Source organism: Mesomycoplasma ovipneumoniae SC01, assembly GCF_000218525.1.
In the GTDB taxonomy this organism is placed as follows: domain Bacteria; phylum Bacillota_I; class Bacilli_A; order Mycoplasmatales; family Metamycoplasmataceae; genus Mesomycoplasma; species Mesomycoplasma ovipneumoniae_A.
In genome coordinates this window covers 1-24,947 of record NZ_AFHO01000006.1, presented here as the reverse complement: position 1 = coordinate 24,947, position 24,947 = coordinate 1, and the positions used below count along the sequence as shown (strand labels likewise).

General features: G+C 30.2%; 9 protein-coding genes and 2 rRNA genes. 4 read left to right on the top strand and 7 right to left on the bottom strand.

The annotated features are described in order from the left end of the window. Positions 1 to 638: 638 nt before the first annotated feature. The 6 genes from MOSC01_RS0101180 to MOSC01_RS0101155 all read right to left on the bottom strand — a co-directional run bounded on the left by MOSC01_RS0101180 (position 639) and on the right by MOSC01_RS0101155 (position 8,800). Positions 639 to 3,107 carry a valine--tRNA ligase gene (locus tag MOSC01_RS0101180; RefSeq protein WP_010320997.1) on the bottom strand — a complete coding sequence of 823 codons (2,469 nt, stop codon included), beginning with the start codon at positions 3,105 to 3,107 and terminating at the stop codon, positions 639 to 641. A 10-nt stretch (positions 3,108 to 3,117) separates the two neighbouring features. Next, on the bottom strand, positions 3,118 to 5,040 hold the full coding sequence (locus MOSC01_RS0101175; RefSeq protein WP_010320996.1) for a hypothetical protein: 1,923 nt from the start codon (positions 5,038 to 5,040) through the stop codon (positions 3,118 to 3,120). 3 nt (positions 5,041 to 5,043) lie between these two features. Further along, positions 5,044 to 6,009: a LytS/YhcK type 5TM receptor domain-containing protein gene (locus MOSC01_RS0101170; protein WP_010320995.1), complete on the bottom strand. Its 966-nt coding sequence runs from the start codon at positions 6,007 to 6,009 to the stop codon at positions 5,044 to 5,046. An 88-nt stretch (positions 6,010 to 6,097) separates the two neighbouring features. After that, a complete protein-coding gene (locus MOSC01_RS0101165; RefSeq protein WP_010320994.1) occupies positions 6,098 to 7,663 on the bottom strand; it encodes an MATE family efflux transporter in 1,566 nt (521 codons plus the stop codon). Position 7,664: 1 nt separating this feature from the next. Beyond that, entirely contained in the window at positions 7,665 to 8,147 is a 483-nt protein-coding gene (gene greA, locus MOSC01_RS0101160; RefSeq protein WP_010320993.1) for a transcription elongation factor GreA, read from the bottom strand. 38 nt (positions 8,148 to 8,185) lie between these two features. Further along, positions 8,186 to 8,800: a BC85_0335 family putative methyltransferase gene (locus MOSC01_RS0101155; RefSeq protein ID WP_010320992.1), complete on the bottom strand. Its 615-nt coding sequence runs from the start codon at positions 8,798 to 8,800 to the stop codon at positions 8,186 to 8,188. Positions 8,801 to 9,309: 509 nt separating this feature from the next. Between MOSC01_RS0101155 and MOSC01_RS0101150 the strand changes: the two genes are divergently transcribed. From MOSC01_RS0101150 to MOSC01_RS0101135, 4 genes are all read left to right on the top strand, one after another. Beyond that, positions 9,310 to 10,841 (top strand): 16S ribosomal RNA (locus MOSC01_RS0101150). 425 nt (positions 10,842 to 11,266) lie between these two features. Next, positions 11,267 to 14,171: ribosomal RNA gene (locus MOSC01_RS0101145) — 23S ribosomal RNA — on the top strand. Together the 16S and 23S rRNA genes form the textbook arrangement of a ribosomal RNA operon. A gap of 935 nt (positions 14,172 to 15,106) precedes the next feature. Next, on the top strand, positions 15,107 to 16,540 hold the full coding sequence (locus MOSC01_RS0101140; RefSeq protein ID WP_010320991.1) for a hypothetical protein: 1,434 nt from the start codon (positions 15,107 to 15,109) through the stop codon (positions 16,538 to 16,540). After that, positions 16,512 to 18,317 carry a hypothetical protein gene (locus MOSC01_RS0101135; RefSeq protein WP_010320990.1) on the top strand — a complete coding sequence of 602 codons (1,806 nt, stop codon included), beginning with the start codon at positions 16,512 to 16,514 and terminating at the stop codon, positions 18,315 to 18,317. Before MOSC01_RS0101140 ends, MOSC01_RS0101135 begins: the two co-directional genes overlap by 29 nt. An 807-nt stretch (positions 18,318 to 19,124) precedes the next feature. Here MOSC01_RS0101135 and MOSC01_RS0101130 read toward each other — a convergent pair. Further along, complete coding sequence (locus MOSC01_RS0101130; RefSeq protein WP_010320989.1) at positions 19,125 to 23,558, bottom strand: MGA_1079 family surface serine endopeptidase; 4,434 nt, start codon at positions 23,556 to 23,558, stop codon at positions 19,125 to 19,127. Positions 23,559 to 24,947: the final 1,389 nt, after the last annotated feature.

Genomic DNA, 24,947 nt, shown 5'->3' with positions numbered 1-24,947 from the left:
GCTTTTTTAACTTTTTTGGCAAACTCAGAAAAAATAATATCAAGGCAAAAACACTGAATTTTAAATCTAACACTCACAAAGAAAAATCTACTTATTAATCAAATAAAGCAAACTAAAAAAGCAAAATTATGAATTTTTAAACTACTTTTTTAGTTTAAAACACTGACAAAAATCATAAAAAATACAACTACTATTTAAACTCAATGTAAATAGAAAACTCGCTTTTATTTAAATTGAGCCTAAAAAAATATGTGAAGTTTTGAAAGAACAATAATTAAAAGCCATAAATTTGTAGATTTCTAAACGGTTAAATTTAAGGCATTCCATCATATTTTAAAATATGATGGAAAATTCGCATTTTCTGATTTTTTATGGCAAAAACATAACCAACTCCCCCTTAATTCAATATCAAAATTTATTAATTTATTCTTAAGCGAGTTTAATTATAACTTAATTTTATTTTATGCCAAGCATTTTTTTTTTTTTTTTTGCAAAGCGTAATTTTAAAATAATAAAAATTAAGGTTTTAGCGTAAAAAAACCCGGATTTACGGGTATTTTTTCATATTTGTATTCAATAAAACGTGAATTTTGCCATCAAACCGTCAAACTCAGTTTCTATAATAATCAAAAATAAGTTTATTTTTTTTCGTAAAATTCTAATTTTTCCTTAAATTTCTTAAGTTTTTCACGTTCGAGTTCAACTTTTTCTTTGGGCGCTTTTTCAACAAATTTTTGATTTGAAAGTAAGGTTTCCGCCCTTAAAATTTCGCTTTTTAAAAATTGAATTTCTTTTATATAGTTTTCTTCTTGCGCTTTTTTTATTTCGTCAGGAATTTTAAGCGAAATTTTAAAGTTTTTGGTTTTAATAATAAATTCATTGTTTGGAACTCATTTTCCAAAAACAAATTTACTAATAATCTCAATTTCTTCTTTTTGGAACTCTGCATCAATAACACAAAACTCCAACATAATTTTTTTTGAAATCTGTAAATTTTCGCGATAAAATCTTAAACTATCAATAATTTCAAGGATATTTTCAACCTTTTGATTGTCATTAAACTGCCTAACTCTAGGCATTTTTTGTTCCAAAATTTCTTCATCAAAAATTTTTTCCATCAAAAAATCTGTCAAAAAAGGCATAAATGGGTGCAAAATTATCAAAACACTTTTTAATAGTTTTCTAGCATAAAAACCGTTTTGTCTAGTTTTAATCAATTCTATATAACGAGAAGAAAAATCACCAAAGATAAAATTATTAATTTCAGTACCAATAACGCTAAAATTGTATTTTTTAATATTTTTTATGATTTGTTTTTTAAAATCATAAATTTTACCTTCCATTCAAAAGTCAATAAAATCTGGTTTTCTATAAGTATTATCTAAACTTTTAATATATTTTGCAATATTTCAAAGTTTATTGCTTAAATTTCAAGCTGAATTTAATTTTTCAACGCTAAATCTTATATCTTTTCCCGGACTGGAATTAAAAAGAAGCATTTGTCTTAAAGAATCTGACCCGTATTTTTCAATTATTTCCATAGGATCGATCCCATTTCCGAGTGATTTTGACATTTTTCGTCCTTCTTCATCGCGAATAAGACCATGAAGTAGAACTTTTTCAAAAGGTTTTTTATCCATAACAAAAAGAGATGAAAAATACATTCTAGCAACTCAAAAGAACAAAATATCTCACCCTGTAACGAGTAAACTTGTCGGAAAATAGGACTTAATTAATTCAAAATTATTAGGCCATCCTAAAAAAGAAAATGCACTAATTCCTGAAGAAAATCAAGTATCAAGAACATCAGGATCTTGAGTTCATCCTTGGCCAGGTGATGTTATTTGAACCTTAAATTCGTCATTTTTATACCAAACAGGGATTCTGTGACCTCATCAAAGTTGACGTGAAATAGTTCAGTCGTGGATTTTATCGAATCATTTTCTTAAATTTTTCTCAAATCCGCGCGGGTAAAATAGAACTTTATCTTTTGAATTTAGGTGCGAAATTAAAGACTGAGATAGTTCATCCATTTTTACAAATCACTGTGGTTTTTTAAGAATTTCGACAATTTCACCGCTTCTTTGTGAAAAGCCTACGTTTGAAATTACGTCTTCGACCTTAATTAAAAGACCTTCGTTTTCAAGTTTTTTTGCGATTAAATCTCTGGCCTCAAATCTATTTTTACCTTCAAATTCAAGGGTATTTTTATTTAAATTACCATAATTATCGATGCAATCTTCGGCCGACAAGCCGTTTTTTTCTAAAATTTCAAAGTCTAAAATTGAGTGAGCCGAAACTTTCATAACCCCTGAGCCAAAATCTTGACTAACATTAGAATCGCCAATTATTTTTATCACTTTTTTAGTTAAGGGATGAATAACTTCTTTGCCAATAAAGCTTGAATATCTTTTATCTTTTGGATTTACGGCTAAGACAACATCGGATGAAATAGTTTCGATTCTTGTTGTTGCCACGGTCAAAAATTCGCTTGAGTCTTTCAAAAAGTATTTTAAATAATACATTTTTTGATTTACAGGTTTATTAATAACCTCGATATTTGAAACTGCGGTTTGTAATTTTACATCCCAATTTATCGCTCTTTTTCCGCGATAAATCAAATTTTTTTCTCATAATTTGATAAAAAAATTTGAAACAGCGACTTGAGCTTCACTGTCAAGTGTAAATCTTTCTTTGGAATAATCAAAGGCAATCCCTAATTTATTTCATTGTTCTTTGATTTTTATATATTGCTCATCTTTTCATTCATAGCATTTTTGGATAAAATTGTCACGGCCTAAATCAAATTTAGAAATATTTTTTTCTGCTAAGAAAGCTTCAACTTTTGCCTGAGTAGCGATTCCGGCATGATCAACACAAGGCAATAAAAGCACGTCAAAACCTTGAAGTTTATGAAATCTAATCAAAGAATCCTGGATAAAAATATTTCAAGAATGACCTAAATGCAAGTGTCCCGTAACATTTGGAGGCGGACTTATGATGGAAAAAGGTTTTTTTGGATTTGGATTAGCATAAAAAAAACGCTTATCGAGTCATTTTTGGTTTCTATTTTTTTCAACTATTTTATGATTATATTTATTTTCCATGATTCACCGCTTATAAATTTATGACAAGAATATCTTCGTCCAAAAGTCTGTTTTGTCTCGGAAATTCGTTAGTTATTTTTATATTTTTTATAGGATTTCAAAAATCAGCATAATATTCAAAATTGTTGTTAATTCCAGAGGGGTTTTTTCGAAAAACTTCGTTTTGTATTTGCTTGTAAAGTTGTGTTTCAAGCAAATACAAATTAGTTCGATCAAAACTACTATTTTGGTAAAAAAATTTAGCAAATGTGGTTTTTGGAGTCAAAGGCAAATCCACTTCTTGAATATATTCGATTAAAGTACCGTTTTCGATAAAAACAATGCTAAAATCACGAATAGGTTTGATTGACCGTTTTGCACAAATAAAAAGTTGGACTAAATTTTCACCATCATTAAAAAAATGCTGAAAAAGTTTTTGTTTGTAAGTAGTGTTTAGGTAAAAAGAATTTTCGTCAAATAAAAAGCGAGAATAATTACCCATTTTTGTTTTTTTTAATTCTAAAAAAAACAAAATATTTTCGGGAAGATCACCGTAAAACTGGTATAAAATGTCAAAATTAATTTTGTTTTCAAAACAAAAAATCAAAAATTGATTTTTTCGCAAAAATGTATCAATTCTGCTTAAATTATAATAGTAAAAAAAATTTTTTAAATCCACCAAAGTGTCTCTCAAAAAAGCAAAATGAGTCGAATATTCACTTTTTGAAATTTTATTTTTTAATCTTTTTAATTTGTTCTCAATAGAACCAACTCAAAGTCTTTTAGCAAAAAAAGAATTTTTAAAATTCTTTTTTTTGAGACTTTTTTTCATTCTAATTACTTCGTGTTGTCACAAAACATTGGCTCGTAGCAAAGTTTTGCTGTTTATTTTAAGATTTTGGTAATAGGGATTTTCTTTGCGAAAAGCGTTGATTTTCTTTGTTCTAAAGTGTTTTTGTGCCTTTTTATTTTTTTCTTCAAGAATTTTTTGCTGACGATTTTTTTTTCAAAAAATTCAAAAATTTTCAGCAAAAGTTTTATCGAAAAAATTTTGAACGCTTGGAATATTATCAAGACTTTTTTGGTTTAACAATTTTGACATTCAAACTTCAAATTCGTAGTAAATTTGAAATATTTGTTCAGTTGACAATCATCGAAAATTTCCGCTTTGTTTTATTAAATGCAAAAAGCAAGTATATCCGGTAGTGAAAATTTTTATTTTATAAAGGTCAGCATCTGGCGAATTTGTTAGCGAATTATGTTGGCTGATAATGTTTTTTATATCGTTTTTAATAATTTTTAATGCATTTTGGGTTGTTTCGTTGCTTTTAAAGTTGTCAAATTTAGAATCAAAAAAAGGATTGCTAAGTTTTAATTCTTGGTTTAAATTTTCTCGCTCAACTTTTGGATTTAATTCTGTTTTTGTGTATAAATTATAAAAATTTTGGTTTAATTTTATGTAATCGCTTTTAATTTTATTGACCATTTCGGTAAAATTAAAAGAAAAAAAAGCACTTTTTTCTAATAAATTAGTTATTTGATTATCCACATTTGTTAGAAATTGATCAATTTCGGGCATTGTTAAATATAAAAGGTATTTTCTTGTTGTATTAGTTTCAATTTCAAACGGTTTTGTGTTTCAATGGGACAAAAGAACCTGAATAACAAGCTTTTTTTTAATTTTTTCATACATTTCTTTTGATAAAAAATCTGAAAAACAACTGTTTTTGCTGTAATCATAAGGTTTATCGTTTTCAAGAATAAATCCATTATAAGAATTTTCTTTTTGAAGAATGGTTTTGAATTCATTAAAAAAATTTGGATCAGAGGAATAAATAAATCCACATTGTTTTGCATCTAATTCAAGACTAAAATAATTTCAATACTTATTTTTTATATTATGAAAAACAAGTTTTTGCTTTTTCTCGTTATTAAAATTAATAATATTTTCCATAATTTAAGTAAGAGAGTAAGAGAATTTTTTATAAACTAGCGGTACAACAGCTCTTGCAGTGAAATAAATAACAGAGGCATTAATCCAAATTTTGGCAGGAGAAATAATTATATGTGTTAAAAAAGCGGTTTCAAAATTATTAAGTGCGCCAGATTCTACATCACCTTTTGCGGCAAGAACGCTTGCAATTGGTTCATGCAAGGCAGAAAATGCAACGATTGGAACAAGAGTCAAATATCGATCATTTTTACGGAAAAAGTTAATAAAACGCGCAACAAGTAAAAAGATAATCATTGAAAAAGTACCAAAAAGAATCAGAATTAAAAACGAAGTTTTGCTAGAAATGAAACGCGCTTGGCTAAAATCAATAGAAGAATTAAATACAACGGTCGAAATAACTGCTGCAGCTATTAAAGCCAACACAACAAAACTCGATATTCAATAAAAATTCAGTAAAGCTTTTTCTTCGGTTCAACCTTGAACTTTAGCAACTTTTTTTTGTAATCTAAGCAAATTTTGGCGCATTTTTCGCTCTAAGTTTATATCTTTTGAGTTATGGCTAATTGCATGATAAGTGTAGTTAAAAATTTCTTGCTTTTGCGCAAAAATTTTATCCCCTAAGCGTTCTAAAATTTTATCTTTTTGAAATCATTTTTTCCCTTGAACAACAAAAAATCAAAAGAAAACACCAGGAATAAACCCAGTAAGTGAAAGGCTAAGAGTATAATACCAAGAATAAACGCCTGGAATAAACAAAAAAGTAATCAAATCAGCTAGTAAACCGGTTAAAAAACCAACTATTGGCCCAAAAATAAAGCCTGTTATTTTAATCGGCAGTCCAATAATTGAAAAGCGGAAATTAGGTAAAATAGCAAAAGGAGCTAATCTGACCCCAATTATTAACATAATTACCGAAATTGATATGAAAATCGCCACAAAAGAGATTTTCATATTTGTCAATTTAGTCATGAAATTTCTCCTTTTGCCAAAATTTTCGCCTTATAAAATGAGTTTAACTTAATAAATTATAGCAAAAAAAATTATAAACAACAACATTTTAGATGGATTCTTTTAAGGCTGAATTTTCAAGTGTCAAATTAATCGCCCAATTGCTTTTTAGATAAATTAATTCAAAAATAATTCACTTTAAAATATCTGAAAGATAAAAAACTGTCAGTGAAATAAAAAGTTTTAAATGAACTTCAGAAACAAGAGGGATAAGAACAAAAACTATAAGAATTTGTCAAATAAGTTGGCCCAAACCGGTAAAAAAGTCTCACCAACTAGCAAAATTAGCACGTCCGCCGGCTTTAATTATTGTTAAAGAGGCATTAATTTGAACTCAAATTGGGTTAATTAAAATTATAACTATACAGATAATAAAAATCTGATTTAGATAAAAATCAACAGCTAAAACTTTTTGGGCATCAATGACCGCTTGGTCAACTGGCAAATTATTTTCCGTGAAATAATCAGACATTCCTTTTTGAACTTGTTCTTGAATTCCCTTTGTGATCAAGTCAGTTTTTGTGATAGCAAAAACAATAATAAAGGCCACAACTGACATAACAACTGAAACAACAAATAAAAAACCTTTTAGCATTGCAGCGTTTTTTTTAGCTAGTTCAATTTTGTTTTGGCCTAAATTTTGACCAACAACAATCGAAACACTTGTCTGAATTGAGGCAAAGGTTGTAAAAAAAATGTTAGCAATTGTGAGAATTATTCCTGAAATGGTCAAAAATCCTATGCCTCAAAATTTATAAAAACCACTGCCATCATCAATTCCAATTGAACCTGGCGGCAAACTTTGAGATCAAAGAACTGAACGGATTGAAATAATTAAAGAGGCAATAGTTACAAGCGACATTCCGACAAAACGGGCAAAAAACTGCTTTCAAATGTTTCTCTCAATTTGAAAAATTTTTAAAATTGAGAGACTAACTTCTTTTTTATAAAAAAGTTGATATAAATACATTAAAAAAGAGGTTATTAGTCTTGAAATTACAGTTGCAAGCGCTGAACCAGAGACTCCCATTAGTGGAATTAAGAAAAAATTAAGGCCAATATTCATTACTAAAGTCAAAGTGTTAAAAAGAACAGAAACTTTCATTACGCCAATTTCGCGCAAAATTCCTGAGGAAGTGACAATGTAGGCAAACAAAATTCAAGAAAAACTTATTATAAATAAGTAACTTTTTGCTTGATCAAAAATACTTTGGTCTAAATTTGACGAACCCCTTCTTCACTGAACCACTCTGAGCAGACTTTCAGGAAAAGCTCAGGAGAGAATAGCAAAGAATAAAATAACAATAAAACAAAGAATATACCTAATATTATTTACTTGTTGGGCCAGTTTAAATTCTTTTTTCCCTCAATATTGGGCAAAAATAATCGAGCCGATTGTGTTAATCGAAATTATAAAAGAAAAAACAATTCCTGTTCAAAAATTGGCCATCCCGACAGCTGTTATACCACCACTGATTTGGGAAACCATGAAATTATCAACAAAATTATTTATCGAAATAAAAAGCGTTGCTAAAATTACTGGAATAGTAATTTTAGCAAATTTTTTCCACATTTCTGGCGAATCAGGAAAAAATTTTTTTATTGAAAAATGCATTTTATTCGTTAGTTACTTCCAAAATTTTAACCGAGTATTTTTCATTTACATCAACTTCAACTTCGTCCCCTTCATGTTGACCTAAAAGAACTTGTGCAATCGGTGAAAAATTGGAAATTTTATTCGCAAAAGGATCAGCGTCAATTGAAGAAACGATCTGAAAAGTTTGAACTAAACCACTTTCAAGATTTTTAAGGGTAACTTTTGATCCAATTGAAACTCGTTTTGATCCTGAACGAGTTTCAATTATTTTTGCTTTAGCAATAATAGCTTCAAATTCACGTATTTTTGACTCAATTATCCCTTGTTTTTCACGGGCTACATCATATTCGGCATTTTCAGAAAGATCGCCTTGAGAGCGAGCGTCTTTAATTTCTTGAATTACATTAACACGCTCAACATTTATTAAATGTTCAAGTTCTTTTTTTATTTCATCAAGTTTTTGTTGTGTTAAAAGAACTTCGTCGTTCATCATTTTTTTCATTTTTTTCCTTTTTAAACAATTTTTAGTAAAATTTTAATTTATTTTTTTTGAATTATCAAAAAATTATAATAAAAAAATTCATCAAAATGAATTTTATGCAATTTTAACATCTTTAAAATTGCCCTTCGTTGATTTTTTTTATATTTTCAGACTAAGTGTCCGCCAATTTTAACCTTTTCTAAAAATTCTAGAAAATTTTTAGGGTTAATTTCTGCCGAAATTAAAATAAAATCAAAAAAAGTCTCGAAATTGCTTGTGTAATTTAGATTATTTATTTGCAGTTTTTCAATATTTTTTGTCAAACTGTTTTGATCAAGCCAAGAATCAAAAACTGTGTTTGTTGAGTTTTGGATATTTTTTTGACTAAGACAAGCCACAATTCCGTCTTTTTCAACAAATAAATTTGTTTTTGAATTTGTCTCCCTTATTTTATTAATAACAAGCTCAAGACTTTCAACAAGCCAAACATCACTTTCTAATTCAGTGATTTGTGATTTTAGATCTATTCATTGATCATAATTTTGACTTTGGTGTTCAAAATTATATTTTTTAATTAATTTATTTTTCTTCACTCATGTTCAAACAAAGGAGGCTATCGCAACCAAAAGTGCTAAAATTCCTGTAATTAATAAAATAATTTTTCAAATCGGCATATTTCTCCCTAAAACACATTAACATAATAAATTATAAGTTTTTTTGTAAAACCAACAAAAAAATAAAAGAAGCCAAAATTTCCCTAAATAAATATGGCAAAATTTATAAATTTGAAAAAAAATATTTTTATTTGGTTAAAAATTTAAAAAAAATATTTTTTTTCAAATCCATGGGTCATTTTTAAGACTATCTTAGCTGATTATAAAGCAAAAAATCTCCTAGAATTTTACAAAATTTATAAAAAAACTAGGAAAAAATGGCTATATATATAATAAATTAAAGAAGAAAAAAATTTTTTTAACTTTTTTCTTGGTTTTTTTATTTTGCCGGGTTATAATAACTAAGCTTTGTTTTAAATGAAAAAACAGCAGCGTAAAAAAAAAAAAAAAATATTTGTAAAAAAATTTTTTTATGATACAATTATATTTACGCTGTTAAAACGGCAAAAAATATTTTAGATCTTTCAAAACTAGGTATATAATTTCAAAACCAATTTCAAATTGAACGCAATCATGAGAGTTTGATCCTAGCTCAGGATAAACGCTATCTGTGTGCTTAATACATGCATGTTGAACGAAATATTTTAGCTTGCTAAAATATTTAGTAGCAAATGGGTGAGTAACACGTACCTAACCTACCTTTTGGACCGGGATAACCATTGGAAACAGCGGCTAATACCGGATATAATAAAAAAATGCATGTTTTTTTATCAAAAGAAGCCTTTAAAGCTTCACCAAAAAATGGGGGTGCGCAACATTAGTTAGTTGGTAGGGTAAAGGCCTACCAAGACGATGATGTTTAGCGGGGCCAAGAGGCTGTACCGCCACACTGGGATTGAGATACGGCCCAGACTCCTACGGGAGGCAGCAGTAAGGAATATTCCACAATGAGCGAAAGCTTGATGGAGCGACACAGAGTGCAGGATGAAGTCTTTAGGGATGTAAACTGCTGTTGTAAGGGAAGAAAAAACTAGATAGGAAATGATTTAGTCTTGACGGTACCTTATTAGAAAGTGACGGCAAACTATGTGCCAGCAGCCGCGGTAATACATAGGTCGCAAGCGTTATCCGGAATTATTGGGCGTAAAGCGTCCGCAGGTTTTTTGTTAAGTTTAAGGTTAAATGCTAAAGCTCAACTTTAGTTCGCTTTAGATACTGACAAAATAGAATTATGAAGAGGTTAGCGGAATTCCTAGTGGAGCGGTGGAATGCGTAGATATTAGGAAGAACACCAATAGGCGAAGGCAGCTAACTGGTCATATATTGACACTAATGGACGAAAGCGTGGGGAGCAAACAGGATTAGATACCCTGGTAGTCCACGCCGTAAACGATGATCATTAGTTGGTGGCAAAAGTCACTAGCACAGCTAACGCGTTAAATGATCCGCCTGAGTAGTATGCTCGCAAGAGTGAAACTTAAAGGAATTGACGGGAACCCGCACAAGCGGTGGAGCATGTGGTTTAATTTGAAGATACGCGTAGAACCTTACCCACTCTTGACATCCTCGCAAAACTATAGAGATATAGCGGAGGCTAACGAGATGACAGATGGTGCATGGTTGTCGTCAGCTCGTGTCGTGAGATGTTAGGTTAAGTCCTGCAACGAGCGCAACCCTTTTCTTTAGTTGCTAACATTAAGTTGAGAACCCTAGAGATACTGCCGGTGCAAACCGGAGGAAGGCGGGGATGACGTCAAATCATCATGCCTCTTACGAGTGGGGCAACACACGTGCTACAATGGCTACTACAAAGAGCAGCGAAACAGTGATGTCAAGCTAATCTCAAAAAAGTAGTCTCAGTTCGGATTGAAGTCTGCAACTCGACTTCATGAAGTCGGAATCGCTAGTAATCGCAGGTCAGCTATACTGCGGTGAATACGTTCTCGGGTTTTGTACACACCGCCCGTCACACCATGGGAGTTGGTAATGCCCAAAGTCGGTGAGTTAACCTCGGAGACCATTGCCTAAGGCAGGACCGATGACTGGGGTGAAGTCGTAACAAGGTATCCCTACGAGAACGTGGGGATGGAACACCTCCTTTCTACGGAAAATTACTACTAAATGTGGTTAAAATCAAACAAACAAGATTAAAAAATTCAATAACTTTGAATAATTTGTTCTTTTAATTCATTTTCTCCTTGTTTAGTTTTTGTAAATTTTATTTTTTTTGTAAATTTTTATTTAATGAAATTTTTTTAATACAATTTCAATTTGAAATTGATTATGTACCTAGTTTTGAGAGCTCTAAAACTCTCAAAATGTCTGAAAAAGACAATTAGCTCTTTCAAAACTGAACAGTAACAATTTTATATCTGATCAAAAATCAGATAATATTCCAAAGTCTTTTAAAATTAAACCGAGTTTATTTTTAAAATTTTATAACTTTTAGTTATAAAAACTCTAAAATTGTTAAAATACCTTAAGATATATTATCTAAATAGGCTATACTCAGAAGATAGTTTTAACTTTTTAAATAAATAAGAGTATTTGGTGGATGCCTTGGGTCTGAAAGTCGATGAAGGACGTGATTACCTGCGATAAGCTTCGTGGAGCTGGAAATAAGCTATGATACGGAGATTTCCGAATGGGGAAACCCAACCTAGCAAACCTAGGTTGCGCTTTAATGAATTCATAATTAAAGCAGCGAGATACGTTGTGAATTGAAACATCTTAGTAACAACAGGAAAAGAAAATAAATAATGATTCCCAAAGTAGTGGCGAGCGAAATGGGAGGAGCCCAAACCGTTTTTACGGGGTTATAGGACATTTTAATTGAGTTACAAAATTATATAATAGCAGAAAAAGTTGGAATGCTTTGACAAAGAAGGTGAAATCCCTGTACGCAAAATTATATAATCTCATAAATGTATCCTGAGTAGGGCGGGGCACGTGAAACCCTGTCTGAATTTGCCAGGACCACCTGGTAAGGCTAAATACTAATCAGACACCGATAGTGAACTAGTACCGTGAGGGAAAGGTGAAAAGAACCCCGAGAGGGGAGTGAAATAGATTCTGAAACCATTTACTTACAAGTAGTCAAAGCACGTTAATGTGTGATGGCGTACATCTTGCAGTATGGTCCGGCGAGTTATGTTAGCAAGCAAGGTTAAGCGGATTAAAGCGAAGCCGTAGGGAAACCGAGTCTGAATAGGGCGTTTAGTTTGTTGACATAGACCCGAAACCAGGTGATCTATCCGTGAGCAGAATGAAACTTTGGTAAAACAAAGTGGAGGTTCGAACCGTAGTACGCTAAAAAGTGCCCGGATGACTTGCGGATAGTGGTGAAATTCCAATCGAACTTGGAGATAGCTGGTTCTCTTCGAAATAGCTTTAGGGCTAGCGTGTAGAAATATAATTAATGGGGGTAGAGCACTGAATGTGGAATGGCGGCACCTAGCTGTACTGACTATAATCAAACTCCGAATACCATTAATCTAATCTATGCAGTCGGAACGTGGGTGATAACGTCCACGCTCGCGAGGGAAAGAACCCAGATCGTCAGCTAAGGTCCCAAAATTGTGTTAAGTGAGAAAGGTTGTGAAATTTCTCAAACAACTAGGATGTTGGCTTAGAAGCAGCCACCATTTAAAGAGTGCGTAATTGCTCACTAGTCAAGAGATCTTGCGCCAATAATGTAACGGGACTAAAACACAATACCGAAGCTACGGGCAATTATTATTTGAAATAATTGCGTTAGGAGAGCGTTTTAATTTCGTTGAAGCTAGAGGGTGACCACTAGTGGAGAGATTAAAAGTGAGAATGCCGGAATGAGTAACGATTCGAAGTGAGAATCTTCGACGCCTATTGGGGAAGGTTTCCTGGGCAAGGGTCGTCCACCCAGGGTTAGTCAGGGCCTAAGGAGAGGCTGAAAAGCGTATCCGATGGACAATCGGTTAATATTCCGATACTTGTTAAAAAAATGATGGAATGACGAAAAAAGATAGTTTTACCACTTACTGGATTGTGGGGTAAGCAGTTAGAAAGTTATGTAGGCAAATCCGCATAACATTAATTTTGAGCTGTGATGCATAGGGAAGAGGAGACTCAAGTACCGAATTAAATGATTCTATGTTTCCAAGAAAAGTTTCTAGTGTTAATTTTTTAACAACCTGTACCGAGAACGGACACACGTCCCCAAGATGAGTATTCTAAGGCGAGCGAGAAAACCAATGTTAAGGAACTCTGCAAAATTATCCCGTACGTTCGCAAGAAGGGATGCCCTTTTTCAAAGGGCCACAGTAAAACGAGGGTGGCAACTGTTTATCAAAAACACAGCTCTCTGCAAAGGTGCAAACCGAAGTATAGAGGGTGAAGCCTGCCCAGTGCCCGAAGGTTAAGCGGAGATGTTAGCTTACGCGAAGCATTCAAGTGAAGCCCGGGTGAACGGCGGCCGTAACTATAACGGTCCTAAGGTAGCGAAATTCCTTGTCAACTAATTATTGACCTGCACGAAAGGCGCAATGATCGCCCTACTGTCTCAACATTGGACTCGGTGAAATTATGGTACCAGTGAAAACGCTGGTTACCCGCATCAAGACGAAAAGACCCCGTGGAGCTTTACTATAACTTCGTATTGAAAGTTGGTTTATTATGTGTAGGATAGGTGGGAGATGATGATACAAGGGCGCTAGTTCTTGAGGAGTCAACCTTGAAATACCACCCTTAATAAATTGATTTTCTAACCAGCTTCCATTATCTGGAAGTGAGACAGTGCGTGGTGGGTAGTTTGACTGGGGCGGTCGCCTCCTAAAGAGTAACGGAGGTGTTCAAAGCTACACTCAATATGGTCAGAAACCATATGCAGAGCATAAAGGTAAAAGTGTGGTTGACTGCGAGACCTACAAGTCGAGCAGGTGCGAAAGCAGGACTTAGTGATCCGGCGGTTCATTGTGGAATGGCCGTCGCTCAACGGATAAAAGCTACCCCGGGGATAACAGGCTAATCTTCCCCAAGAGATCACATCGACGGGAAGGTTTGGCACCTCGATGTCGGCTCATCGCATCCTGGAGCTGAAGTCGGTTCCAAGGGTTTGGCTGTTCGCCAATTAAAGCGGTACGTGAGCTGGGTTCAGAACGTCGTGAGACAGTTCGGTTCCTATCTGATGTGGGCGTTGGAATATTGATGAGAGCTGCTCTTAGTACGAGAGGACCGGAGTGGACGTACCGCTGGTGTTCCAGTTGTCTTGCCAAAGGCACAGCTGGGTAGCTAAGTACGGAAAAGATAACCGCTGAAAGCATCTAAGCGGGAAGCTTCCTCAAAGATGAGTATTCCTTATGAAATTCCTTATAGACTATGAGGTTGATAGGTTAGAGGTGTAAGTGTAGTAATACATTCAGCTGACTAATACTAATAAATTCAAAGTTTAAAAAGTTAATTCTTAAAGTATTTTAATAAAAATGTTACTATTCAGTTTTGAGAGCGCTAATTAGCATCCTTATTTTAGAGAGTCAATAAAAAACTCTTTAAAATAAGGATTTTTTTATTGACTAATTGCTTAATTAAAAAAATCCGAGTTTGGCAGTTTGAGGCCAAACTCAAGAAAAATAACTATCAAAGCAAAAACACTAAATTTTAAATCTAACACTCACGAAAGAAAAACCTACCTACTAATCAAATAAAGTAAACTAAAAAAGCTAAAATTTTAACTTAAAAAGCAAAATTATGAATTTTTAAACTGCTTTTTTAGTTTAAAACACTGGGAAAAACCATCAAAAAAACAACTACTATTTAAACTCAACGCAAATAGAAAACTCGTTTTTATTTGCAGCGAGCCTAAAAAAATATATGAAGTTTTGAAAGAACAATAACCAAAAGCCCTAAATTTATAAATTTCTAAACGGTTAAATTTAAGGCATTCCATTATATTTAAAAACATAATGGATAATTTGCATTTTCTGTTTTTTTTACAACAAAAACATAATTAATTCCCCCTTAATTCAATATCAAATTTATTAATTTATTCTTAGTGAAACTTATTATAACACAATTTTATTTTAGACCAAACATTTTTTTTTTTTTTTGCAAAAGGTTAATTACAAACTAATAAAAATTAAGGTTTTACTGTCAAAAAACACTGATTTACCGGTATTTTTTTCATATTTGTATTCACTAAAAAGTGAATTTTTTCCATCAGCTGGGAAACTCTCGAAAATATGCCTGAATTTGAGTGCAGTTTATTTTTAGCAATTGATTAACATAATAACTTATTCTTTTAAAATAAAGTTTTTTTAGGCATTTTTTCTAAAAAGTTTTTAATATATGTTAAAATTTTAAAATTAATAAATTTAATTAAAAAAGAAAAAAAACATGAAGAAAAAGTTAAAGTTTTTTAAGTTTATCACTAATATTGTCGCTTTCACTTCACTTACACTAAGTGTTTTTGGTCCGCTTTGACATTTTCAAAATACAAAAAACTATTCAGATTTTAAACTTGAAACTCGTGATATAGATTTATCAAATTCAAAAAAACCGGTAAATTTTGATGATTTAGTTCAAATTGTTTCGACCAAAAACCAACAAAATTCGCTTGTCATCAATGCAAATATTAAAAAAGCCCAAACACATCTAAACAAAACAAGCACTAATTCAGACTCTCCTAATCTAGATGATATTGAAATTCAAATTAATCAAGAAGGTGAGGTAATTTTAAATAGCGCTTCACTTGAATTGGTTGACAAAAAAGCTGAACTCTATTTTGAAGAAGGTATACCAAAACTAAAATTAGAAGGTTATGTTTTTGACTTTAGAGAGCTTAAAAATCAAACTCGAGTTGAAAAAACTGCGGCGCCAGCTGCTATTGCTGCTGCTCCTGCTGCTGCTTTTGGTGGATTATTTTGATATGCTGTTGGAGCTGCTATCGTTGGATCGGTTATTGGTATTGCTGCGGGCATTTTTCCGAATATTGTTAGTGATGTTGGAAGATGATGGAATAATAATCGGCCTGCAAATCCTGTCCACAAAGATAATGATAGCCCTATTACTTCAAGAGGGACTGACTCAATTGAAGTTGATTTAGATAAATTGACAAAAGGAAAAAGTAAGTCTAGAATTAAAACAATAGCAGGTACGACGACATTAAGACTTTCTGTTGTAAAAGATGAGAAAAAATTAAGACAATACACTGGAATCCATCCAGCTTGATTTTTTAATTTTCACACTGAAGGCTTAAAATCTTATTTTGTTATTAGTGAACAAGCAATTCCAGAAACTGCAGCCTGAATTTGAGCCGTTTCAAATTTAACAATGCAGTCAAAATTAACCCAAATTGTTATTGATAATTTCCTGCCTAGTTCAGTAAAAGCTAAAATCAATAAAAATAAAAGAGACCGTGAAAATATGGAGGAAAAATTAAATTCTCCTATTGATTTTTATTCGAATAATCAATGAGTTATGAAAAATCTTGCTGAAAAAACAAGAGATACAGCAAATTTGATTGTAGGAAACGGATGGCTACGAAGACAAAATAATAATTTAAATAAAGATCCCGGTTTTACTAAAGGTCCTTTTGTTACCGGGAGCGGACTTGCTCATGATTCTATTGATTGAACCGACCCCGACAACTTCTTTAGAACTACTCACAAGGATAAAGAGCCAGATGAAAAACCGTACATAAAAGTCTTTTTCCCCGGTTATCATGTAAGAAGAGCAAGATTTAAACGCGAACATCTAGATAGAGATGAAATGCTAAATGTTGAAAAGGTACATTTTTTATATGGAACACCAATTAGATTTGATGTCTAAGGCAAAAAAACAATTAAAAAAACTAAAATATTTAGAAATTAATATTAAAAGTCCTTGTTCAGTTGAAAATATAATTCAAGATTATGATCCTGAATGTGAAGATAGGTTTGCGCGAATACCTGATTTTTTATGAGTTTATGGTATGGATTTTTGCGCTGAGGTAATTAACCCGATTGAGACAATTATCGGTATTGACTATAAACAAGATGACTATATCTATAACTTAAAATTAGCAGATATTCCAAAAACTATGTTTTTTTCTAAGGATCTTGAAAATTTCCATTTTTATAATGAGATTAGATGCTTGATTGGTAGTCGTACTTATGAAGATCAAGAATATTGCCAAAAAAATAAAAATCAGAGTGGCGAGCCTGTTCCTCGAGTTTATTTTTCAAATACTTGGTACTACACTAAAGGTTTGAAAAAGGTTGTTGTTGCCTTTGAAAACTTTAATGACACTGAAAAATGTGAATTTTCAATTTCTTATCCTACCGTTTTTAGAAAAATATTTAAATCAGTAGAAAAATTAAAAGAAATTGAATCCTTAATAATTAAGGAAATCAAAGAAAGTGTTCCTTATGCAAAGCCAAAAAATTTATCAAATTATCACGAAAAAATCTTTGATTTTTTATCAAAAAGATATGAATATAACTCAGAATATGTAGATATAAACAAACCATATTTAGGACAAAACGTAGAAAATATCTACAATTTGTTGTTAAAAGAGAATTATAATTTTGGCAAAAAAACCCAAATTCAACCAATTCAAAATGTATTTACTTTTGAGACTTATGATAATTTGCTTAAAAAATTTGAAAAATACGGGATTAAAAAGCTTGATTTAAACATTGAAAACCGGGATAAATTTATTCTTAGTTGATTTGATAAATTCGGTCCGGAATATCGAAAATTTTGCATCAACCTTTTTGGTAAAAAAGGCCAATTTTACTATGATAATTTGAATAAATGAACAAATAAAATTGAATTTATCTATTTGTTGCAAATTTTATTTGGCCCTAGATATCATTTTAACACTGAGAATGTTTACCTTGCTGAACCTGATTATTTTATTTTACCAAGTTGAGCCAAACTTAAACTAGAAAATTTCCAAATTTTTTACTTTGGCGACCAAGAATATGGCCTTTTTGATGAAATAATTTCCCAATTTGACTCAAAAAAGTCAGTTTTTTGATTTAAACCGTATTATCGTTCCGCTTATAGCACCGAGACTGGCTGAATTTCGCCCATTTCACTAAAAAATTTCATTTTATTATATGTTGACGGGCAAAAAATTTATTACTGATTTGGCCATTCGAATTTATATGATGATATTTATCAAGGCAAATATAAAATTTTAAAATATTATTTTAAACAAAAATTAGTCAAACTTGAACAAGATATTTTTCTGCGAAATAACCAAGATCCGCAGTTTCTTTTTTATTCTCCACCAAAATCAAATTATTTAAATAAAAATGTAATTGAATCTTCTTTGGAAGAACTAATTTTATATCGCGATGCAATTAAAAAATATCAAGAAGAAACAACTCATGAATTTGAGTATTTTCAAGATTTTATAGAAAATTCAAGTTTATATAGCCAACAAGAAAAGAAATTGATTTTAGAAGAGCACTTTGATTTTTCTTTAAATTATCGAGAAAAAAATTACTATTTTGAAGAGATTAAAAAGACAGATTTTCGCGGTGACTATGGTGAGAAAGCTCGTGATGATAAAAAAATGTTTGCTGATCTTTTCGATGGTAAAAAACTTCGAAGCTAAAAATTTTAAATTCTTTTTTAAAATTTTTAGCTTTTTTTATTTTTGTTTATTCTAAAATAAATATTTTGTTATAAAAATTTTGTTTATTTGCAAAACTTGCCTGAATTTTTCTACCAATTTTTTAAGACGTTAAATTTTAAGTGAAATTTTCCCTAAAAGTTTTAATGTATGCTACTGTTGCAACTCACCACAAACATGCGAACATATATCTAATAAAATTATCGATCTTCCAAAAGAAAAAATTACTGATGATATTTTATACAATCTCTATTTAAGAAATTCGATAGTAGAGAACTAACTTTAACTTATTTGCAGCGAATTTTTGCTTCTTTTTTATGCAAAAACTATTACAAATTTAAATAGTTAGATTTTATTAGGGTCTAAAAAAATTTGATTAATATTTGATTAAAAATTAATTTTCATTAATTTATTTACAAAAATAAGAGTTGTAAAATTAAGAATTTGATTATTTATATTGTTTTAATACAACTATATTTAATAAACCGAGATATCACTATTTAACTTCAGATTTTAAGTTTTCTCAAATTGAATGTGATAATTCCAATTCTTATTCTTAAGCCAGGACAAAGAAAGTTAATTACAATTTTTTACTGATTTACTAAAATATCAAAACAGATTTACCTTAGAACACAAAATTATGAACACTCCCCATTTGTATTTTCAATCCATTTTTGTGGTGTCATTGTAAATCTATTTAGACACGCGTCCATTTTAAACGTGTCGAATTGCACACGGTTAAAATTTTAAAAAAGTATATAAATTTATACACTTTTTTGACATTTTGATTTATTTTGTGTTTGTTTTAAATGGATTAAAAAATCATGGTGAATCTGCACTGGCGGGTGCAAGTAGATGCCATCTTAAAATTTGAGCAGCAAATGATTTAGTATTTTTTAAATCCAATGGATGTTCACCATTGAAGTTCACGCCAAAATAGTTAAAACCGCGAGTTGCATAATTTCAAGCTTGCAAACTGTTGCGAGGTGTTCCGGAGTTAATTAATGAAATGTAATTGTTATCAGCGCTTAAAATTCCAGTTCCTGAATTTCCGGCATCAAAATATGTAGGCACATAGCCATTTTGATGTCTTAACATTACATTATAATTACTTAGACCTGGTCGGTGAATAACATATGCAGATTGTTTTCCATAAGGAAAACCAACAATTGAAAAGTCATAAATTAATGACTGGTGGTTTATATTATAATCCATACCATTGAAATTAAATTTCATATTTTCAAGCACTAGTCATGATTTTAATCAGTTGGCATACTCATATTTTCCTTGTGCAAGCGCTTCATCATAAAGTGGCTTAACATCGACCACAAAAATAGTAGCATCAATATTGCGGCCTTTATGTTCCTTTCCATCCCGACTTTGTTGATCTGATCCAGATCAAATTTGAGAAAGTAGAAATCCAGAATTTGGGTCTTCTTTTTTGTTGCTAGGTTTTGATGAGGAATTTGGACCCTTTAATAGACCACCTCAATAACTAAATCCAGCATCAACATTATTTCCAAAATTAAGTGAAGGTTTTACAATGTAACTATATCTTCGATAAGTGTTTGGTAATTCAGTTGTTGAGTTATTTAGCTGGTCAAAATTTTTGACATTTTCTACGTGATTATTAGTTATAAAGTAGAATTTTCAGTCATTTTCATCATTATTTACTTTTCCAATCATCGTTGCAGAACCAAAACTAAAAGCAAGTGCACGTTGGAAATTATTTTCAAATTGAGGATTTGATTTGATAGTGGAATAATTTATATAATCATTGTTTTGTAAATAACCATTATGTAACTCATAAAGAACGTTTTGGTTTGGAAAATAAACATTTTTTCGAACACTAGGATCGGTATAAAAAGGAATTGGTGCATTTTCTTGGGTGTATGAAATCTGTTTATAATCAAATAAATTAGTTTGGTTTGTGTACTTTTCATGTTGCTCAGAATTTTCATAAATAACATTTACTGCAGCACCTCTATTTCATAGAATAAAGGCTTGATTTTTTTTGAATTTCTCATTTTCATTATTGAAAGGATTATAGTTTTGAGTGGTATTTACATAATTAATTGGATTTCCAACTATAATATTGTATTGCTCATCTTTTAAATTTAGTATAAAGTGTAATCCATCAAATTGTTTTGTTACATGTAACAACAATGTTAGTTCAGGAATAGATTGTCCTCTTCCACTACTAGTGTTATTATGTCTTTTAGGTAATTTAAGTTCAAGGGTTTGTTTATTTTGTTCTTTTAGTTTTAAATAATCAATAGAAAATGAAGGAAATTTATAATAAACTACTTTATCATTAACAAATGAAAATTCACTTCCAGAAGTTCCTGGACTAGTAAATCTTGTATAACGAAAATCATCTTGAACTAAAATATTTCCATAGATTGTTAAGTCTAGTTTTGCATTTTTAGCATTTTTTAACATTTTTTCAAGATATTTTTCTTTTAAAATTCAGGATGCACCTTTTCCATTTTGTGATCAAATTGCATCCTTGGCACTAAATTCAATTTGTCGATTTCGAATAGTTGTACCTTTATCAATTATTAAGGTATGTAAACCAGAATGTGTTCAAGTAAATTTAGCATCTTTTATATCTTCAAGTGAAGTGGAATTTGTACCAGCAACTTTGTATCAATTATTACCAACAACTATTTTTTTCTTGCTAGGATAAGTGTATTTAAAATTAATATAAGTGTTTTCATTGTATGTTACTATTTTATGAATTGAAATGTCATTAGTATTAATTGAATAGTGATTTAGTGTAAGAGTTGCTTGATTTCAGGTTAATTTTTGATTTTCATATTTAAAATCTTGTAAACTTACCTTGTTCATTAGTAATTCGGGATATATATTATTTTGAAAATCATTTGACAAATTCACAAGTTTGATATCTTTGGAATTTGAATAAAATTTGCTAGGATCACTTTTATTAACAAAGCCAACTTTAAATTTTAGTTCACCAGTATTTTCTGATTTTACATCATAGTAAACAACAAAATACTGATTAATGATATTGGCGATATTATCTTGATTAGTTGTTACATTATCAGGAATTATCTTATTATTGTTAACTTCAAAAACATTTGCTGAATCATCAATTTTGGCTTGAATATTAAGTTTATCGTAAGCATCTCCCTCAGTAGCAGCTCCTAAATTATTTAATGTACTTTCAAATTTTAATGAGTCAGTTTCAATTTTTACATTATGATTATTTTTTAGTTGCAGTAAATATTGCAAAACGGTACCCGCGTCTTTGTTTGGAAATTGTGCAACTAATTCTTGAGGATTTAAAATACTAAAAGCTATTTCTGTTTTGCCAACCTTAGCACCAGGAGTTTTTCTTAAAACAAAATTAGAAGCATTAATTTTATCAATTAATTGTTTATGAGCTTCATCAAAGTTAGGACTTATTCAATTAGAAGGTAGCGCAATGTCACTATTTCGTAGTGGTCTAAAATATCACATATTTTTGGCATATGTTTTTTTATATTCACTTTCTTGCATATCTAAATTTCAATCTTGAAAATTAAGTTCTTGATTGTCCTTTTTGATTCCAAAAATTAGTTTGACTGTTCCACCACGATTGGAATTAAAAATATTTGAATGATCAAGTACTTCTTTAACAAAAAGTGAATATTTACCTATTTTGGGTCATTTATAAATATTATTTAACTCCTTTTCTGCCAATATTGAAGGAATTCCATGATGATCAACACCTTGTTTGATAGGTTGTAAATCCTTCAAAATTTGTTCACTACCACTTAAATTATCTTTATTTCATTGTACATTTGTAAGATAGCTAGAAATTAAAAGTTGCAAGTCCGCTTTATCTCTTTCAAGCTTGGTCATACTAGTAGATCGAAGAGTTATTTTATCTTTAGTTTGGAGTGTAATTTGCTTTACTATTTTTCCTAGTGCTAAGAAGTTAACTTTTGCACTAAAGTGTTCATTTTCATAGCTAATTTGAGCCAAATCATGTTGAAAAATGTGATCAACTTTATTACCTTTAGATCTAAAATTTTGCTTAATAATATCTTGAAGTTGACCAACCTGTTCTTTGTTAATTTGTTGAAGAGCAATTTTATCAAAATCATATAAGTCATCTAAATGTTGAAACTTTGTATCTAAAGCTGATATCTTACTTTCGATATCATAAGTATAGGTATTATCTTTTTTAAAATCAAGTAATTTTGAAATTCTTGTTCTATGTCCTTGTGCATTAGTTACCTGATAAGTAATTTTAATTTTATTATTGTTGGAATTATCTAATTTTGTATCTTTGATTTCAAAAGAATAACCTTCTTTTCCAATTTTAGTCAATAATTTTGTAGTTTCAACATCAAAAGCTACTGGATTTAATTTGTCTTCAAGTCTATAAAGTTTAATTTTTGCTTCATCAAATGAAGGATTTACTTGTTCTAAATCAGTTTTAATTTGACTAATTTGTTCATCTGTTGTTGTTCCATTTAGAGCTTTTTGTGCATCAGTTAATTCTTTTTGTACTGCATTAATTTGTAATTCCAAATCACTAATATTACTTGAAAAAGCTAGTTCTTGATTATGAAAAAATGACTGCGCTTTTAAAAGAGTAATATCTAATAATTTATCAGCATTGTTAGTAGTAGAAGTGTATTTTGGTGTTGATTTTATAGCTTCTGCTGACTTAATAGCATCACTTAATTCTGTTGATAAATTAGAAAGTTTACTAACTTTTTCTTCTATTTTTTTAAGATCTTGAGTACTTGTTTGTTCATTAATTTGTTGTGCAAAATGCAATTTTAAACTAGAAGCTAGTGTAGTAAATGTGTTAATTTTTTTAATACTTTTTTGCTGTTCTTGAAACAAAGATGGTTGAATATTTTCAGGAGTTGTCGGTGTTTCCTGAGTTGTATTATCTGATGAGGTAGGATCAGGAGTTTTAACTTGATCTTCTGGTTTGGATTTAATTTCTTTATTATCGTTTTTTAAGGTCGGATTATTTTCTTGACTTTTTTTATCTTCAACTTGATTATTTTGTTCATTTTTGTTCTCTGAAGATAAATTATTTTGGTTATCTAAATTTGGTTTCTTAGGCAGTGGTTTCGCATTTTTGTTTTGTTTAGCTGGTGTTTTAATTTCAGGGGTAGTTCCACAAGCAATTGCAACACCAAAAACTGTTACAAAAGAAGATAAAAGTAAGCTAAATTTAGTAATTTTAGATTTCATAATTACCTCTTTTATTGAATTCAATATTTTTTTTATTATATAACACATTTTACTTTTTTGTAAAAAGGTGAAAATAAACTTTAGGTTTTTTGGTAATAAAACTAAAATTGTTCATGGTTTTGCAACACAGTTTAGGTTTTTCTAAATATTTAAAATAAGATCTTCTTTATAATAATCTGAAAATAAAAAATGAAACCATAACTAAACCAGAACAAAAAAAGCCAACATCTTAGTGTTAACTTTCTTTATCCTGGTTTAGTTTTTAGCCTTTTTTAATTTTTTTGGCAAAAGTTAATTACAATTTCTTACTGATTTACTAAAATATCAAAACAGATTTACTTAGAACACAAAATTATGAACACTCCCCATTTGTATTTTCAATCCATCTTTATGGCGATAATGTAAAGGGATTGCTACCTTTTTTCTTTTTAAACGTGTCGAATTCGACACGTTTAAAATTAGGGTTGTTAATAGTCTCCCATAGACCAAGGAATTCGATTGTATCTCTTCCTGTTAGTCAGTTTTTAACAACATCTTTAGGTTCATGAATATTTTTATACCTTGTAATATCTGTTAGACTTATATAATCATTTTATTATAGTTAAGTTATTAATTTTGCCTGCATAATTAGAGAATTAAAGTTTATATTTAGTAAATTAAAAATCAAAATGCCACTAAGTATCAAAGCATTTTGATTGCCTTAAGAAATTTATTAAATAATAAGTTGTTATTTAAAAATTATAAGTCTATTATTGATTCATTAAGTAAAAAATCTTCTAAACCAATGTATAAAATACCATCCTGGATTTGGCAGTTTGGTGGCAAAAATTCACTTTTTAGTGAATATTAACATGCAAAAATACCGGTAAATCCGTGTTTTTTGACGCTAAAACCTTAATTTTTATAGTTTTGAAATTAGCCTTTTGCAAAAAAAAAAAAAAAATGCTTGGCGCAAGAAAAAATTATGTTATAATAAACCTCACTTAAGAATGAATTAATAAATTTTGATATTGAATTAGGGAGGAATAAGTTATGTTTTTGGCACAATAAACTCAGATAATGCCATTTTTTCCATTATGGCTTTAAATGTTAATGGAATGCCTTAAATTTAACCGTTTAGAAATCTACAAATTTATGGCTTTTAATTATTGTTCTTTCAAAACTTCATATATTTTTTTAAACTCAATTTAAATAAAAACGAGTTTTCTATTTAAATTGAGTTTAAATAGTAGTTGTATTTTTTTATGATTTTTGTTATTTTATCATAAATTGATTTTTACCAGTGTTTTAAAATAGGTAATTAACTTTTGCCAAAAAAGTTAAAAAAGCACCCAAAACTATAAACTAGGACAATTTTTTAAAATTATCTCACCAAACGGGAAACTCGCA